Genomic DNA, 13,185 nt, shown 5'->3' on the forward strand with positions numbered 1-13,185 from the left:
ACACCTTTAAAATAAATTAAAATAAATTCTCAGTTGGGTTATCCTGCTCATTTAACACAGAATTAACAAACTCAAGTTTTCTCAAAAACCACGCCTTAGCCCGTTCACGGTTTCGTCCTTGATAAGTGTCCAACTCTTGATGGCATTTTCGGCACAATGGAATAGTGTACTCATCATCGGACTTAGTCCCCATTCCCTTGCCAAACTCGCCCCAATTAGCGTGGCAAGGGTCGCTTGGTGGTGGGGCGTGGCATTGGACACAGGGCAGGGATTTTATGCGGTTAAGTCGGTTCATACTTCATTAATCCCCAAATACGCCTTAATCTCATCAATTGCCCCAGTTGCCCCATACGCCACCACTGCCTTATAGCCCTGTGCATTTAGGCGGTCAATCATCGTTTGTTGGTGTTTTGATACCTTGCCCGCCTGCTTATGTTTGCCGTCTTTGGTTTTACCCTTTGGGGCTTTAAGCTCAATAAATAAGCCGTGATAGCCCCCGTGCGGGATAAACAAAAACAAATCAGGAAACCCCGCCTTTGTTCCCATCGCCTTAAAGCGTGTGGCGGTGGTAATGTGGCGTTTGCCACCGTTGGGGCTGTGGTGCAGATAATCGGCAATTTTGCCATCTGCCCATTTTTGCCATCTTGCCCAACTGATGACGGCGATTTGTTCACTGTCTTCGCTCATGCCAACACATCCATTTTGTTTAATCCAAACAGGCTGTGCACAAACTCATCACTGGCTAATTGCTTGGACGGCTCGCTTGGGGCGTGGGTGATGGCAATGGGGGCGATGTACCGCTCGCATTTGACCTTGTTTACCACCAGTTCATGCACAATCATCTCGTAATGGTCTTTGAAGGCACTGTGGGCGGTGATGGTCATGTTGCCGTTGTAGTCCGCCTGTGAAAACAGGTGCATGGTCTTGTCATAAGCTTGTTTTTCTGCCGTGCTAATCGGCTGTGTGCTATCGCCACGCCATGCCAGGATGTTTGATAACGCCCCGTTTTTGGCGACGTAACTGTCGGCGATGACGTCGGTGTTATCAAAGCCATCAATGCCCTTGCACCATTTGGCGAACAAGGCAGGGTCAGGGCAATAGCCCATTTGATTGATTTTGGCAAGCCCTGTGTTAAGCTCAGTTTGACTAAATCCTGCCACACAAAACGCAAATCCTGCAACCACTTCGTTTGTGCTAAGACCGCCAAAGGTTTTTTCAAATGAACGCGGCACAATCGCTTTAATCATGGCGGTTAAATGCTCCACATTGTTGATTTTGACAAGATTACTCATAATTTACTCCTAGTGCGTCAAAGTTTGGTGGCAGGTCATCGACAAAAACATTGGTTGGGTTGGTATTTGCCATATGGCGTAATTCGTCCATGCGGTTTGTTGGCTGTGGATTGCCAAACTTGGTTTGTGCGTTCTGATACCAATCCGCCTTGAATGACTGCCAACCCATTTCACAAGCGAACTCAATCGCTTTGGCTAGTGATACCCCTGCAAGGGTTGCTTGCTTGGCGATTCCGCTAAGGGCTGTTTGGGTGAGCTTGGTTTTTCTGGTGGCTAGGTAATCGTTTGCCACTTGCTCATCAACTCCTAGGCTGACTAGCTCATCTGCCGTGATGAATTTTTTGGCTGATGGAGATTTGCCAGTCGATTTGTTCGGTTTTGCTGTTTGCGAATTTTCAAGATTTTCGTGCGTGTGCGTGTCATACTCTCTGTATTTCTCTTTAGTGTTTTTAATATAATGTATTTCTGTATGTTCATTTTTTGAACCAGCTTCTTGTTCATTTTTTGAACCAGTTGGTTCATTTTTTGAACTAGTGCATTTTTTGACTGGTTCATTTTTTGAACCAGCTTCTTGTTCATTTTTTGAACCACAAAAATCATCATTTAAGCGGTATTCGCTCATTGATTTTTCATTGCCTTTTTGAACAGAAATTAACCCAATTTCTAGCAATTCATCGATTGCTTTGCTGACTGTTGCACGATGATTTATTCCAGTATATTTTTGGATTTGTGAATAACTGATGCGGTCGGCTTCTTTGTGCCAACCGCGGGTTTTGCGGACGATGAGCAAATATATTTTGCACGCATTACCGCTAAGCTTGCAAAGCATCTCATCAACGAATGCGTTTGGCAGCTGAAAACTGTTTGCGATGAATTTGCTCATTTTTTCTCTCCCATGATTTTAAAACCTGCTTTTAATGTCTTGCCAAAAGTCCAATTTGTATTTTTGCGTAAGATATCAATCACTTCACGCAAACTCATATTTGCAGGATTTAAGGCAATATAATCATCAATGCTAATCACGCCTTGTTTTTTTAACAGCTTTTTGACCGCCGACAGTCCGACCTTTGCCCCAACCTGTGAAGCATTGACTAGGTTCTTACGGTCAGCCACAAGGTCATAATGAGCAACTTTGGGGGCATCTAGTTTGGCTTGTTGTTCTAGGGCGATTTTGGCTTTTTCGGCTTGTTCTCGCTTTTCAAATTCAGCAGCCCATGCACGAGCTGCTTCAGCAGGATTTGAAAAATCGGGCAAAACAAGGCTTGTTGCTTTTTCCAACTCTTGCCAACGACGATTAATACGAATACGCACATCAGCACGATAGCCTGTAATTAGGTCAATGCACTGCTCTTTGGTCAATAAGTATTCACGATATTGCTGATTGCCTGTGTTGGGCGTGGTGTAATACCCTTGCCCAACTTTGGGCAACCCCATTTTTTCGTAGGTTTCATTTAAAGTATCAATATCACGCAATACATGGCGATGTTCTTTTTCGCACAATGTGGCAATCTCACGACTTGACATCGTTTGAAAATTGCCTTGAATTTGGGGTAAATTTGTCATATAATAGACTCCGTTGTTTGTAGAAAATAACACCGTCCGAAGTTAATCCGAACGATGGACACCGCCCCTAGTTGTCGCTAGGGGTTTTTGTTTTGGGGTTAATAAAAAAATCGCATAATTCGGAAAAGGACAGCTCGCCATTACTGGCTTCTGCAATCGCTCTGATGTTTTCTAGTTTTGGCACCCTTCTCTTGTGGATAAGGTGGATATTGAAATAATCGTAAGAATATCCGCATTTTTCTGCGAAAGTTTCTCGCTCTGCCTTCGTCATCGCTCGCCAATGTTCATACAAAGCCATGAAATTATACCTTTTTGACACAAATTTGTTTGGATTATACTATAAAAGTATAACAATGTAAATTAAAAATTATACCTTTTTGGATATTTACCTTTTACCTTTTTGTGTTAGAATATATCCAAAAGATATATTCTAACAAGGTGGCTATACATGAAAGATATTGCCCAAATACGAAGAGAAAACACCAAGGTTTTAATAGAGAAACATGGTCTAAGTCGTACCGAATTTGCCGAAAAAACTGGCGTGGCATATAGCCAGTTGGCTAACTATATCGGCGAAAATCCAACAAAGAACATTGGCAGAAAAGTGGCCAGTAGAATTGAAAGTGCATTTAACTTATCAGAGAATTGGCTTGACCAAGATTGGGAGCAAGGCGAGATGACCGCCAAGCCTACCATCGATGAACTTCGCCAAAGAATCAAAGCCATAGAAAACCGTAAAAGTGAAGTTGAGCCAAGCGACTTTTTGTCCGTGGATAATCCTGTGCCTATCATCAGCTGGGTGGCGGCAGGGTCGTGGAGTTCGTCTGATGTGGTGGAATGGGTAGATGAAGATACCGAGTATCTGCCCAGACCTGCCAATCTGTCAGCAGGTGGCTTTTGTCTGCGAGTGCGTGGCGTGTCTATGATGCCCGAATTTAAACCTGATGAAGTGATATTTGTTGAGCCGAACTTTGGCGTGTGGGATTTGAAAAATGGCGATTTGGTGGTGGTGCGTGAAAATGGCAATCATGAAGCCACCTTTAAACAGCTTATCATGGGCGAGACATCGGCAGATATGTACCTAAAACCCCTAAACCCTGACTGGCACGAGCAACGCATGACCCCAAAAAGCGAATGGGAGCTTGTGGGCAAAGTGGTGGGAAAATGGGTGAAATATTAACCCTAAATTTTGATGGAGACAAAAGATGATATTAGACATTCCCCCACACATTGAACAGATGATTATTGCCACCGCCCAAGCACAGGGCATAACAGCTGAAGAGCTTGCCTTAGCCACCCTACAAAGTCGTTTTGACCCTAATGAGCAAGCCTATTATGACTGGTTTTATGAACATCATTTTGATGTTGAAAAATTGGACAAATCAATCAAAAGTGGTTCTACTCCTATACCCGATTGGGCATTGAAAGATTTGTCAAGTTTTGATAAATGGTTGGCGAGCGTATGATTGTAGAATTTTCTGACAATTTCAAGGCTTGTATGCCGACATTTGACGATGAGACAAGGCAAATCATTTTAGCCTTTGCGTCTTATGTTCGTCAGTATGGCTTGCGTGGGCTAATAGGGCGTAACAAGCCGTCCATCCCCAAAAGTCTACGCACCAAACAGCAAAGAGCGGATTTTGCTTATGTCCAAAAACATTGCCTATGGCATTATCATATTGGCATACCCGAGTATGTGGGCGATGATGGCGATATGACGAGCGAATATGTCCTGCACTACCAAAGATTTGATGACAGGATTGTCTTGGTTGGACTATCCGCCCACCCGCCTTTTGTGTTGCCTAGTGTATAAATTCAAGAGAATTTCAAGTCAGTAATTTTGATGAATAGGACAACAATACAGCAAATAGGTTAAATATCAATAAAGAAGGTGTAATTATGGCAATAAATATTAGATTTGATTATTTTAAGCTTAAAATATCAAGAGAGCGTAAACGCAAATCAGAGCAAGGTCAGCAATTTTTTGGCGATATTAACTTGACTGATTTTTGTGCATGGTTGCACAATTACTATATACAAAAAAACGATACATTTGGTGAACACGGCATTGAAGTTATCAGTTACAGCCACCGAAAAAAATGGATAAAGTGGGTAAATGCTGATTTTGATAAGAACAAAGACAAGCTCAAACTCTTATTCAGCTTTAACGATAAAGAAGTAGATCCAAGATTACTTACAGACAATCAAGATAATGTGTTGGCTCAACCAATTCCCAATGAAAACTACGGGCAACGCACATTACTACACATTGTGATTAGTCCAAAACACGGCAAGATATGTGTTCAAAATATTTCAGGTTTTGGTAAAGAAAGATTGCAAAAACTCATCATTAAATTATTGGAACTGGTTGCCAATGACAACATTTGGACAGCTACCGACCCTGTTACCGAAAAAGATGTATTGTGCAAGCCTTGCGTTGAGATAAATTTTGCCACCAACGACACTGTCTTATCTATTGTGAATAATGGCGGGTTGCGCGGGCTAGTCATTACGGAACGAACAATCGCCAACAGCAAATTTGATAAAGACAACCATCTCACCCAACAAAATACAGAGATTACCATTAGAGCCAACCCCGAAAGCTTTATAAGAAACACCAAAAAGACACTTATCGGTTGGGCAAATAAGGTTGCTAAGCAAAAGAGCAATGCGAGCAACCCAAGCATATCATTACTTATCAAAGACCCACAGACACAGTCGGAGGTGAAGCACGAAATTCTAAACGGTGTCATAGACGGATTTTCTCACAAATGTTTTTTAAATTGGAAGGACAGAGATGAAGCCACCCATAGCGGTATCGGCAACAAAACTCCTACCCCAATTGCTCAATTTTATGCTAAAATGATAGAAAATTTTTAACCAAAAAGGAGGTCAGATGCTAAGTCAAGCCCTGTCAGTATTTGACTTCTTAAAAATCAAATACCCAAACAATAGTCAAAGAATTGTACTTTATACCATGCCAATTTTGGTCGGACTAGCATCTATTGTATTGTCTATTTACCTACACAACAAGGACATTAATTTATTTATACACGACAGATTTGGTGATATTTTTGCTTTTTTGGCGGTTTTGCCAGGATTTTATATTGCTTCTTTGGCGGCAGTAAGTGCCATCAACAAGATAGCCATTGATGAGATAATTAACAAGGATAGCAATCCACCCTACCTTATCAAGCGTGAACCAAACCGACCAGAAACTTACCAACAACCCTTGACAAGGCGACTATTTTTAAGTATGCTGTTTGCATATCTTGCTACTGTTAGCTTATTCTTAACGCTTACACTCATTGGCATTCGTTTTTATTTTGCTGTTTTTTTAAATGCAATGCCAACGATAATAGTATTGGCAATCTGTTACTTTTTGGTTTTCTTTTTGCTTACCCAAATCCTGTTGCTTACCTTGGTTGGCATTAGTTATTTGGGCTACAAATCGTTGGCGAATAATTAAATTACCCCACAATATCTCATCATACCCAAGCCCCCAATCGGGGGCTTTTTTTATTGCCCTATTCACATTCCTTGCTATGAGCCAAAAGGCTTGCCTTGACCGCCTTAGCGACCGAACCATATCGCTCGGTAAGCTTGTCAAGGGCATCTAGGGCTTCTTGGTCTTTTGGCATAAACTGTACTGTGGTAGAACGCAGGGCTTTGGCGTTATAGTTGGCTTTGGCGCGTTTGGTGTATTCGGTGTTTTGGTAGTTTGACATTAGGTATTCCTTATGCTAATATGATAGTTAATGTAAGGGGTGAGCGGTGTTTCCTATCCGCTCTGCCATATCATCGGCTTTTGGCTAATGACTTAGGCATTTATCTTAGTAAGCGGGTAAGCTATACAAGATAAAGACCGCAACGATTAAAAGTTTTACCAGAACTCTCATATCGTTTCTCCTTACAGGGTAGTCGCTGGTTTTGCTTAACAGGTCAGCGATTTAACCTACAAGGCAAGGCTTGCTCCCTTGCCTTGATATTTATATTATATCCTATACAGTATATAATATCAAGCATTTTTAAAAAATTTCCGCCTGTTGGGCGGTTTTTTATGCCCGTCTTTTACCGACTATCTTTTAAATAATACCTTTTATCATAAAATATACATTTTTTGGTATAATTTATACTAAATGAGTTTACTTAATTATACCAAAACGATATAATACACCCATCAAGACGGAACGACCGCTTGAATAACTATTTAACACCCCAGAAGCCCTACCGTGAGGGAGCCACACGGAGTTTAGTCGAACTTAGACGAACCAAATCTAAAATCGGACAAACAAAGCCCACACCACCGTGGCAGATAACGGAGTGAACCTGTTCCATTTTGGAAACAGTTAATCAGCCATTGGCAACTTGTAAGCATTACTGAACAGTTGCCAATCACGGATTAACTTTTAGGAGCATACTATGCTAAACATTGACAAAATCAGCCCAAGCCATGCAGTTGTCGTGCTAGATATATTAGATGAGTGCATTTGGGCGGAGCTAAGCTTGGAGCATGAATGCGAGCGGATGTGTGATGATGATTACACCCGTGAGTTTTTTTGGGACCAGTACCATCCCATCATTACCGACATACAGGGCATAGACGATGACGGGGAGTACTACCCCATGCCAGTTGAGATGGCGGAGATTATCAGAGGGTGCCTTGATTGTGATGAGTTTTACGATGGTTATCAAGCATGTTTTGATGACAATTTTAAATGGGGCAAGAAAACAGAGCGGTATTATTACAGTCCGTAAAATGTTAAAAAATGTTTGACAAGGTGGGAGGAATGGGGTATGATGTGCTTACTACTTAACTTCTAGCGGAAAATTCACACCGTCATCGTGATTTTTTTGTACCTAAAATTTACCAAAAAGTGATATACAAATCTGTATATCACTCACAGGCAAAACAAAATTCGTCTTATGACGGGTTGATAAGGCAAAATACAATAGCCCTTGTGGTGAATATGCCTAGCCGTCTAGAAGCGGTAGTTGAGACCCGTTACCCTATTGGGTAACATTCACTAACTAAACTTCTAGGAGTTCATAATGAACTTAATCATCAATACCCATTCTATCAGCCAAGACAAAAACGGCTTTTTCTCTCTCAATGATTTACACAAGGCAAGCGGTAATGAAAATCGTCATACCCCTGCTTTATTCTTGCGTAATCAACAAACACAAGACCTTATCAGCGAAATTGAACTTGAAAATAAGGTCGCTTACCACACCATCAAAGGCAATCGTGCAGACGGTGCAAAACAAGGCACATTTGTCTGCCGTGAGTTGGTCTATGCCTATGCAATGTGGATTAGCCCTAAGTTTTCGTTAATAGTCATTCGTGCCTTTGACGCACTTAATACAGGGGCGATACCGTGTCTACCCAAATCCACCGCCCACGACCGCACACCCCTACGCCAAGCCGTAACCGCCCTAACGGCTAAGTTTGGCTTAATGCACGATGAAGCCTATCGCCTAGTTCATCAGTATATGGGCGTAAACAGCATTGACGAGATTGCCCTTGATGATTTGCCAAAGGCGGTTGCCTATGTGCATAGCTTGCTACTAAGCACCCACAACAACGACCAAAACGCCTTTTGGCAAATGGTAGGCTTGCTTGAACATGAGCGTATCAGTGGTGAAATCAGACAGCTTAACGACACCATCAATCAAGCCGAACGCCTAATCCGTCAAGCACGAGTGCAAATCAATCAGCTAAACACTGGTACAGGCTTACTCTATGATGCCTTTGGTGAGCAATACCTACCTACCAAAGTTCCTGTGCTAGATAAAGCCCAAGCATTCATTGACCGTCAAATGGCAATGAAAAAGAAAATCGGTCTAATCTCTTAATACCAACCCAAAACGCTTGCTTGTGCCTATTTTGGCATGAGTGGGCTTTTTGCACCCAAAATTTACGCATAAGGAGTAAGCCATGAGACTTATCGCAGAACTCGCCCCCAAGGGGCAAGAATGTAATGCCGTGCACGTCGAAGCGGACGTAACCGAGTATGACGAATACACGGTTATTCACACCGCTAAGCTGTGTTTTAATCGGTTTAGTGAAATCAGCCTAGATTTGGGTTTGGCAGAAAATCAAGATTTGGTTAAAAAAGCGTTTAGCAAAAAATGTTATTTGCCACTGCTAGAACATGAAGTGGCAGGATATGAGCAAATTTTGGCAGAGGAGTATGTATGAAAATATCTGATTTGATGGGCGGGGCGATAGCATATATCGCCCTTGTGGTTATTACTTATCAGTGTATCTTTGGATGGGCAGAGCATACGGCAGATGATAACAGCCGTGTGGCACAAGCCCAAGCCGAAACCTATATCAGCCATGCCGACAAGGTCATGATTGAGATGATGAAAAGTGGAGATGAGAAATGAACCAAATCGTTACAACCAACACCGAAACACAATCTATGGATATGGCAAGCCAAATTGTGGCTATGGCAAGTAATCCCGACTTTGATGTCGCAAAACTTGAAAAACTCATGGAATTACAAGAGCGTGTAGCAAATCATCAATCCGTGATTGCATTTAACCAAGATTTTTCGGTCATGCAGTCAAAATTACCCGTCATCGCCAAAAACAAAAAAGGACAGTCCAGCAAATACGCCACTTTGGAGGACATCATCGCCAACACTCGCCCAATTTTGCAAGAGTTTGGATTTGCCACGTCATTTGAAACCCAAACAGTTTTAAATGACAATAAAAACAACTGTTTTGTTGAAGTGGTGGCGGTGCTTACTCATCGCATGGGGCATAGCACACGCACCTCCCTACTTGTGCCTTTTGATTTTAGTGGCAACAAAAGTGCAAATTATGCACAGGCAATGGGGTCAGCTGTCAGCTATGGCAAGCGTTATGCCCTTTGTGCGTTGCTTAATATTGCAACACAAGATGATGATGATGGCATGGCAACCAGTCAAGACAACAAGATTACCAAAGCCCAAAGAGAGCATTTGCAAAAACTCTATGACCGCCTAAGCGATGACAGCAAAATCTACTTTGACGGTCAGCTCATCAATGCGTTTGGGAGTGCTAAGATGGGTAACATCCCACTCAATCAATACCAAAACACGCTCATTGAACTGCAAAAGCTGCAAGAAGCAATCGTTCCAAGGGGTTGTTTATGAAAATCATTAATTGTCAGCAAGGCACAGACGAGTGGTTAAACGCTCGTCTAGGCATTATGACCGCCAGCAACGCCCACTTACTGCTTGTCAACGGCAAAAAAGACGGCTTAGGCGATGGGCTGATTACCCACGCCTATCATCTGATTGCCGAGCGGTTTACAGGGCGACAAAGCGGTAAATTTGACGGCAATGAATACACCGAACGGGGTCATTTCTTAGAGCCGATTGTCAGCGACTATTATGTCAAAATGGGCTATGCCACACCGTCCGAGATTTCCGAAGTGGGGATAGTGCTTAATTTTGCCGACAAATACGGCTATCCTGTTGGGGCAAGTCCTGACAGACTGGTGGGCGAAAATGCAGGTTTAGAAATCAAAACCCGAGAACCACACCTACAAGCCAAACTGCTTGATACTGATGATATTGGCAAAGAGCATTTGGCACAGGTGCAGTTTAATTTGTGGGTAACAGGGCGTGAATGGTGGGATTATATCAGTTATGCTGATGGTATGCCGTTTTTTATCAAAACCTATTTTCCCGACCGCCAAATGCACGCCCTTTTTGATGAAAAAATCGGTAAGTTCTATCAGATGATAGAGCAAAAAATGAATAAGATGTTAGGAGCTAAATAATGGCTAGCGTTAATCGTGTAATCCTTGTCGGCAACTTAGGGGCGAACAAAATATTTACTTGGCAAATAGTCAAAGACTAGGGTTTTTTCCAGTTTTTGAGGGTAAAAGATGAACCTAAATACCGCCAAAGCGTTGATTGATAAAATCGGACTAAACGAAGCAAAAAACATTGCTGAAAATGAGCCATCAAATGCGTTTATTTTTTTTGATTTTGGAAAATATCGCAACAGCATTCCCTGCCCGAAAAAATATTCGGTCAATACTATCAAGACAGCTTTGCAAATTGTTGAACAACACAACAATTCAATAAGCGATTTTGATGTTTTATTGGCTGAGATAAGAGAGTGTCGAATTAGAACACAAAATAGCGATGTTGTTTCCATGCTTGATTATCTTGAACACTTTGCAATCGGTTTAAAGGAGTAAAAAATAAAATGGCTAAATTAAATAATCCATACTCGGCAGTTGTCTTTTTATCGTTTTTCGTTAATGATTTTGAAAAAAGAAATTTTAAAATCCCAAACGGCAACAAAATGCGACACAATCCACGAAATAATAAGCGAACAAAATCAAAAAGGGGTAAAAAATGAACATTGAAACCGCACAAAAACTAATTGAAAATCTTGGTGGAACTGAAAAAGCCAAAGAGATTATCAAGAATTGCCCAAAAGAGTGTACCGTATATCGTGAAGCGATTGGCAATATTGTCATTAAAGAAATTCCCGTCGGGGTAATTGCAACAGCTTTGGCAGTCTTGGGGGTGGATTATGGACAACCTAAATATTTCTCAATCACTTATGACATGTCCAAACTATCCGATGATGAACAAAAAGCCGTGATTGCCGAAGCAAGCTCGCTTTTTCGCAGTCAAAAAGCGGTGTGTGCAGGGTGGGAAAACGATGGTGTTACTAATAACGGTTGGATTAGTGTTGATGACCGATTACCCCCGTTGGAAACGGTAGTATTGGTGTATCAGAGACCCCTGCGGTATGTATTAACTGCGGAATATCTTGGCGATAGCTGGGAGTTTAGCGAGCTTATGCCACACGACACTCGAGTAACCCACTGGCAACCCCTACCTAAGCCACCAAAGGAGTAATAAAAAATGAACAAAATAATTCAAAATCTAAAAGCAACCAATGAATTGTTGTTTTTTATTTGCAACAAAAACAATATCTCATTAGGTACACTATTAAATGATAATGGTGCTTGTATTCAAGATATTATTGATGACAATAATATCTTAATTAGTAGTGGTGGTTGGATTGATATTAAAGACGGTGGATTTGATGATGGGCAAGAAATCTTAATCACAGACGGCAAAGAAGTTTGGACTGATACTGTCATGTTTGATTGTTCAGATAATGACTATTACATTTATTTTGACGGTGGTTCAAACCCCGAAACTGTAACCCATTGGCAACCAAAGCCCGAACCACCAAAGGAGTAGTCATGTATGTCTATCCAAGAATAAAGGGCTATGCGATTAATGTGTGCGACCTGCCCCACTATATCAGCCCCTGTGTTAAGCATTATTATGTATTTTGTGCGTTTTGGCATAGGGTGAATTTCATGCCGTATCACGGGCTTTATGAGATTTTGAAGAAATTTTTAGGGAGAATTGAATGACCATACAAAGACGAGTTAGAATTACCGAATTTTGCAAATTGTTGGGAAAAACACGCTCAACATTTGACAGATGGCGAAAGAGTGGTAAAATACCAAAAGAAGATGGGCATGACCCTTACCCTTACTGGTTAGAAAACAATGTCAAAACATTCATTGAGCAAAAATAACAAAAAGCACACTCAAACAGGGTGTGCTTTTTGTTTTTGAGTGTAATATTGAGTGTAGTTTTCTACAATAAGATAAAATATTTAATAAAATCAACAGGATATTTTAAAAATGCTCTTAATGATAGATAACTATTGCAGTTTTACTTACAACATTGTTCAGTATTTTGGCGAGTTAAAGCAGGACATTGTGGTAAAACGCAACAACGAGATTACCATTGATGAGATAACCGCTCTTGCCCCTCAAGCCATTATCCTAGGGCCCGGCCCTTGCACGCCGACCGAGGCGGGGGTTACGGTGCCGATTTTGACGCATTTTGGTGGGCAAATTCCCATTTTGGGCGTGTGCTTGGGTCATCAAGCCATTGGGCAAGCCTTTGGGGGCAATGTCGTGCGAGCAGGCGAGGTCATGCACGGACGATTATCAGACGTGTATCATAAGGATATGGGCGTATTTCATGGCTTGCCAAAACCTGTGTCAGTGGTACGGTATCATTCGCTGGTCATTGACAAAGCCACGTTGCCTGAGTGCCTAGAAATCACCGCTTGGACACAAAATGCAGACAGCTCTATGGGCGAGATTATGGGTGTTCGTCATAAAGAGCTAGACATTGAAGGCGTGCAGTTTCACCCAGAGTCTATTTTAAGCGAGCATGGTTATCAGCTTTTTAACAACTTTTTAAAACGCTGTGGGCTTGCTGTGCTAGATGATGAAACTTTGCCAACGGTGGCGTGATTTTTTATTTAAAAACAGTATTGT

At 41.7% G+C, this 13,185-nt stretch carries 23 protein-coding genes; 16 read left to right on the forward strand and 7 right to left on the reverse strand.

Annotated elements, in window-relative coordinates; genetic code table 11:
* Positions 1–16: 16 nt before the first annotated feature.
* The 6 genes from LP107_RS09215 to LP107_RS09240 all read right to left on the reverse strand — a co-directional run bounded on the left by LP107_RS09215 (position 17) and on the right by LP107_RS09240 (position 3,153).
* Positions 17–295 (reverse strand): DUF968 domain-containing protein, encoded by a 279-nt coding sequence (locus tag LP107_RS09215; RefSeq protein WP_264676282.1) that lies wholly within the window; start codon positions 293–295, stop codon positions 17–19.
* Positions 292–687 carry a VRR-NUC domain-containing protein gene (locus LP107_RS09220; RefSeq protein ID WP_264682746.1) on the reverse strand — a complete coding sequence of 132 codons (396 nt, stop codon included), beginning with the start codon at positions 685–687 and terminating at the stop codon, positions 292–294. The genes LP107_RS09215 and LP107_RS09220 overlap by 4 nt, the downstream gene beginning before the upstream one ends.
* A complete protein-coding gene (locus LP107_RS09225; RefSeq protein WP_264676191.1) occupies positions 684–1,292 on the reverse strand; it encodes a hypothetical protein in 609 nt (202 codons plus the stop codon). Before LP107_RS09225 ends, LP107_RS09220 begins: the two co-directional genes overlap by 4 nt.
* Positions 1,285–2,175: a replication protein gene (locus tag LP107_RS09230; protein ID WP_264676778.1), complete on the reverse strand. Its 891-nt coding sequence runs from the start codon at positions 2,173–2,175 to the stop codon at positions 1,285–1,287. The genes LP107_RS09225 and LP107_RS09230 overlap by 8 nt, the downstream gene beginning before the upstream one ends.
* Positions 2,172–2,855, reverse strand: coding sequence for a Rha family transcriptional regulator (locus LP107_RS09235; protein WP_264676189.1), 684 nt, complete (start codon positions 2,853–2,855; stop codon positions 2,172–2,174). Before LP107_RS09235 ends, LP107_RS09230 begins: the two co-directional genes overlap by 4 nt.
* Before the next feature lie 67 nt (positions 2,856–2,922).
* Positions 2,923–3,153, reverse strand: a complete 231-nt coding sequence (locus LP107_RS09240; protein ID WP_264676188.1) for an XRE family transcriptional regulator — start codon at positions 3,151–3,153, stop codon at positions 2,923–2,925.
* A gap of 150 nt (positions 3,154–3,303) precedes the next feature.
* Between LP107_RS09240 and LP107_RS09245 the strand changes: the two genes are divergently transcribed.
* The 5 genes from LP107_RS09245 (at position 3,304) to LP107_RS09265 (ending at position 6,324) form a co-directional block, all read left to right on the forward strand.
* Positions 3,304–4,035 carry an XRE family transcriptional regulator gene (locus LP107_RS09245; RefSeq protein WP_264676187.1) on the forward strand — a complete coding sequence of 244 codons (732 nt, stop codon included), beginning with the start codon at positions 3,304–3,306 and terminating at the stop codon, positions 4,033–4,035.
* A gap of 25 nt (positions 4,036–4,060) precedes the next feature.
* Entirely contained in the window at positions 4,061–4,321 is a 261-nt protein-coding gene (locus tag LP107_RS09250; RefSeq protein WP_078275377.1) for a hypothetical protein, read from the forward strand.
* On the forward strand, positions 4,318–4,668 hold the full coding sequence (locus LP107_RS09255; RefSeq protein WP_264676186.1) for a hypothetical protein: 351 nt from the start codon (positions 4,318–4,320) through the stop codon (positions 4,666–4,668). Before LP107_RS09250 ends, LP107_RS09255 begins: the two co-directional genes overlap by 4 nt.
* 185 nt (positions 4,669–4,853) lie before the next feature.
* The gene (locus tag LP107_RS09260; protein WP_264676185.1) at positions 4,854–5,735 is read left to right on the forward strand and encodes a hypothetical protein; all 882 of its coding nucleotides are present in this window, start codon (positions 4,854–4,856) and stop codon (positions 5,733–5,735) included.
* A 16-nt stretch (positions 5,736–5,751) separates the two neighbouring features.
* Entirely contained in the window at positions 5,752–6,324 is a 573-nt protein-coding gene (locus LP107_RS09265; RefSeq protein WP_115004628.1) for a hypothetical protein, read from the forward strand.
* Positions 6,325–6,382: 58 nt separating this feature from the next.
* Here LP107_RS09265 and LP107_RS09270 read toward each other — a convergent pair whose 3' ends face one another.
* Positions 6,383–6,583 (reverse strand): hypothetical protein, encoded by a 201-nt coding sequence (locus LP107_RS09270; protein WP_062498426.1) that lies wholly within the window; start codon positions 6,581–6,583, stop codon positions 6,383–6,385.
* A gap of 694 nt (positions 6,584–7,277) precedes the next feature.
* Here LP107_RS09270 and LP107_RS09275 point away from each other — a divergent pair.
* The 11 genes from LP107_RS09275 (at position 7,278) to LP107_RS09325 (ending at position 13,161) form a co-directional block, all read left to right on the forward strand.
* A complete protein-coding gene (locus tag LP107_RS09275) occupies positions 7,278–7,613 on the forward strand; it encodes a hypothetical protein (RefSeq protein WP_112742255.1) in 336 nt (111 codons plus the stop codon).
* A 294-nt stretch (positions 7,614–7,907) separates the two neighbouring features.
* Positions 7,908–8,711: a KilA-N domain-containing protein gene (locus LP107_RS09280; protein WP_264676697.1), complete on the forward strand. Its 804-nt coding sequence runs from the start codon at positions 7,908–7,910 to the stop codon at positions 8,709–8,711.
* Positions 8,712–8,793: 82 nt separating this feature from the next.
* A complete protein-coding gene (locus tag LP107_RS09285; RefSeq protein WP_264676183.1) occupies positions 8,794–9,057 on the forward strand; it encodes a hypothetical protein in 264 nt (87 codons plus the stop codon).
* Positions 9,054–9,248 (forward strand): hypothetical protein, encoded by a 195-nt coding sequence (locus tag LP107_RS09290; RefSeq protein ID WP_264676182.1) that lies wholly within the window; start codon positions 9,054–9,056, stop codon positions 9,246–9,248. The genes LP107_RS09285 and LP107_RS09290 overlap by 4 nt, the downstream gene beginning before the upstream one ends.
* The gene (locus LP107_RS09295) at positions 9,245–10,000 is read left to right on the forward strand and encodes an ERF family protein (RefSeq protein WP_264676181.1); all 756 of its coding nucleotides are present in this window, start codon (positions 9,245–9,247) and stop codon (positions 9,998–10,000) included. The genes LP107_RS09290 and LP107_RS09295 overlap by 4 nt, the downstream gene beginning before the upstream one ends.
* Positions 9,997–10,632, forward strand: a complete 636-nt coding sequence (locus tag LP107_RS09300) for a YqaJ viral recombinase family protein (RefSeq protein ID WP_112742071.1) — start codon at positions 9,997–9,999, stop codon at positions 10,630–10,632. Before LP107_RS09295 ends, LP107_RS09300 begins: the two co-directional genes overlap by 4 nt.
* Before the next feature lie 108 nt (positions 10,633–10,740).
* On the forward strand, positions 10,741–11,058 hold the full coding sequence (locus LP107_RS09305; RefSeq protein ID WP_112742070.1) for a hypothetical protein: 318 nt from the start codon (positions 10,741–10,743) through the stop codon (positions 11,056–11,058).
* Between the two features lie 160 nt (positions 11,059–11,218).
* Positions 11,219–11,731, forward strand: a complete 513-nt coding sequence (locus LP107_RS09310; protein ID WP_264676180.1) for a DUF551 domain-containing protein — start codon at positions 11,219–11,221, stop codon at positions 11,729–11,731.
* Positions 11,732–11,737: 6 nt separating this feature from the next.
* A complete protein-coding gene (locus LP107_RS09315) occupies positions 11,738–12,082 on the forward strand; it encodes a DUF551 domain-containing protein (RefSeq protein ID WP_112742067.1) in 345 nt (114 codons plus the stop codon).
* A 2-nt stretch (positions 12,083–12,084) separates the two neighbouring features.
* On the forward strand, positions 12,085–12,261 hold the full coding sequence (locus tag LP107_RS09320; protein ID WP_162860363.1) for a hypothetical protein: 177 nt from the start codon (positions 12,085–12,087) through the stop codon (positions 12,259–12,261).
* Between the two features lie 276 nt (positions 12,262–12,537).
* Entirely contained in the window at positions 12,538–13,161 is a 624-nt protein-coding gene (locus LP107_RS09325; RefSeq protein ID WP_078274287.1) for an anthranilate synthase component II, read from the forward strand.
* Positions 13,162–13,185 lie beyond the last annotated feature (24 nt).

It is taken from the genome of Moraxella bovis, from assembly GCF_025985205.1.
Classification (GTDB): domain Bacteria; phylum Pseudomonadota; class Gammaproteobacteria; order Pseudomonadales; family Moraxellaceae; genus Moraxella; species Moraxella bovis.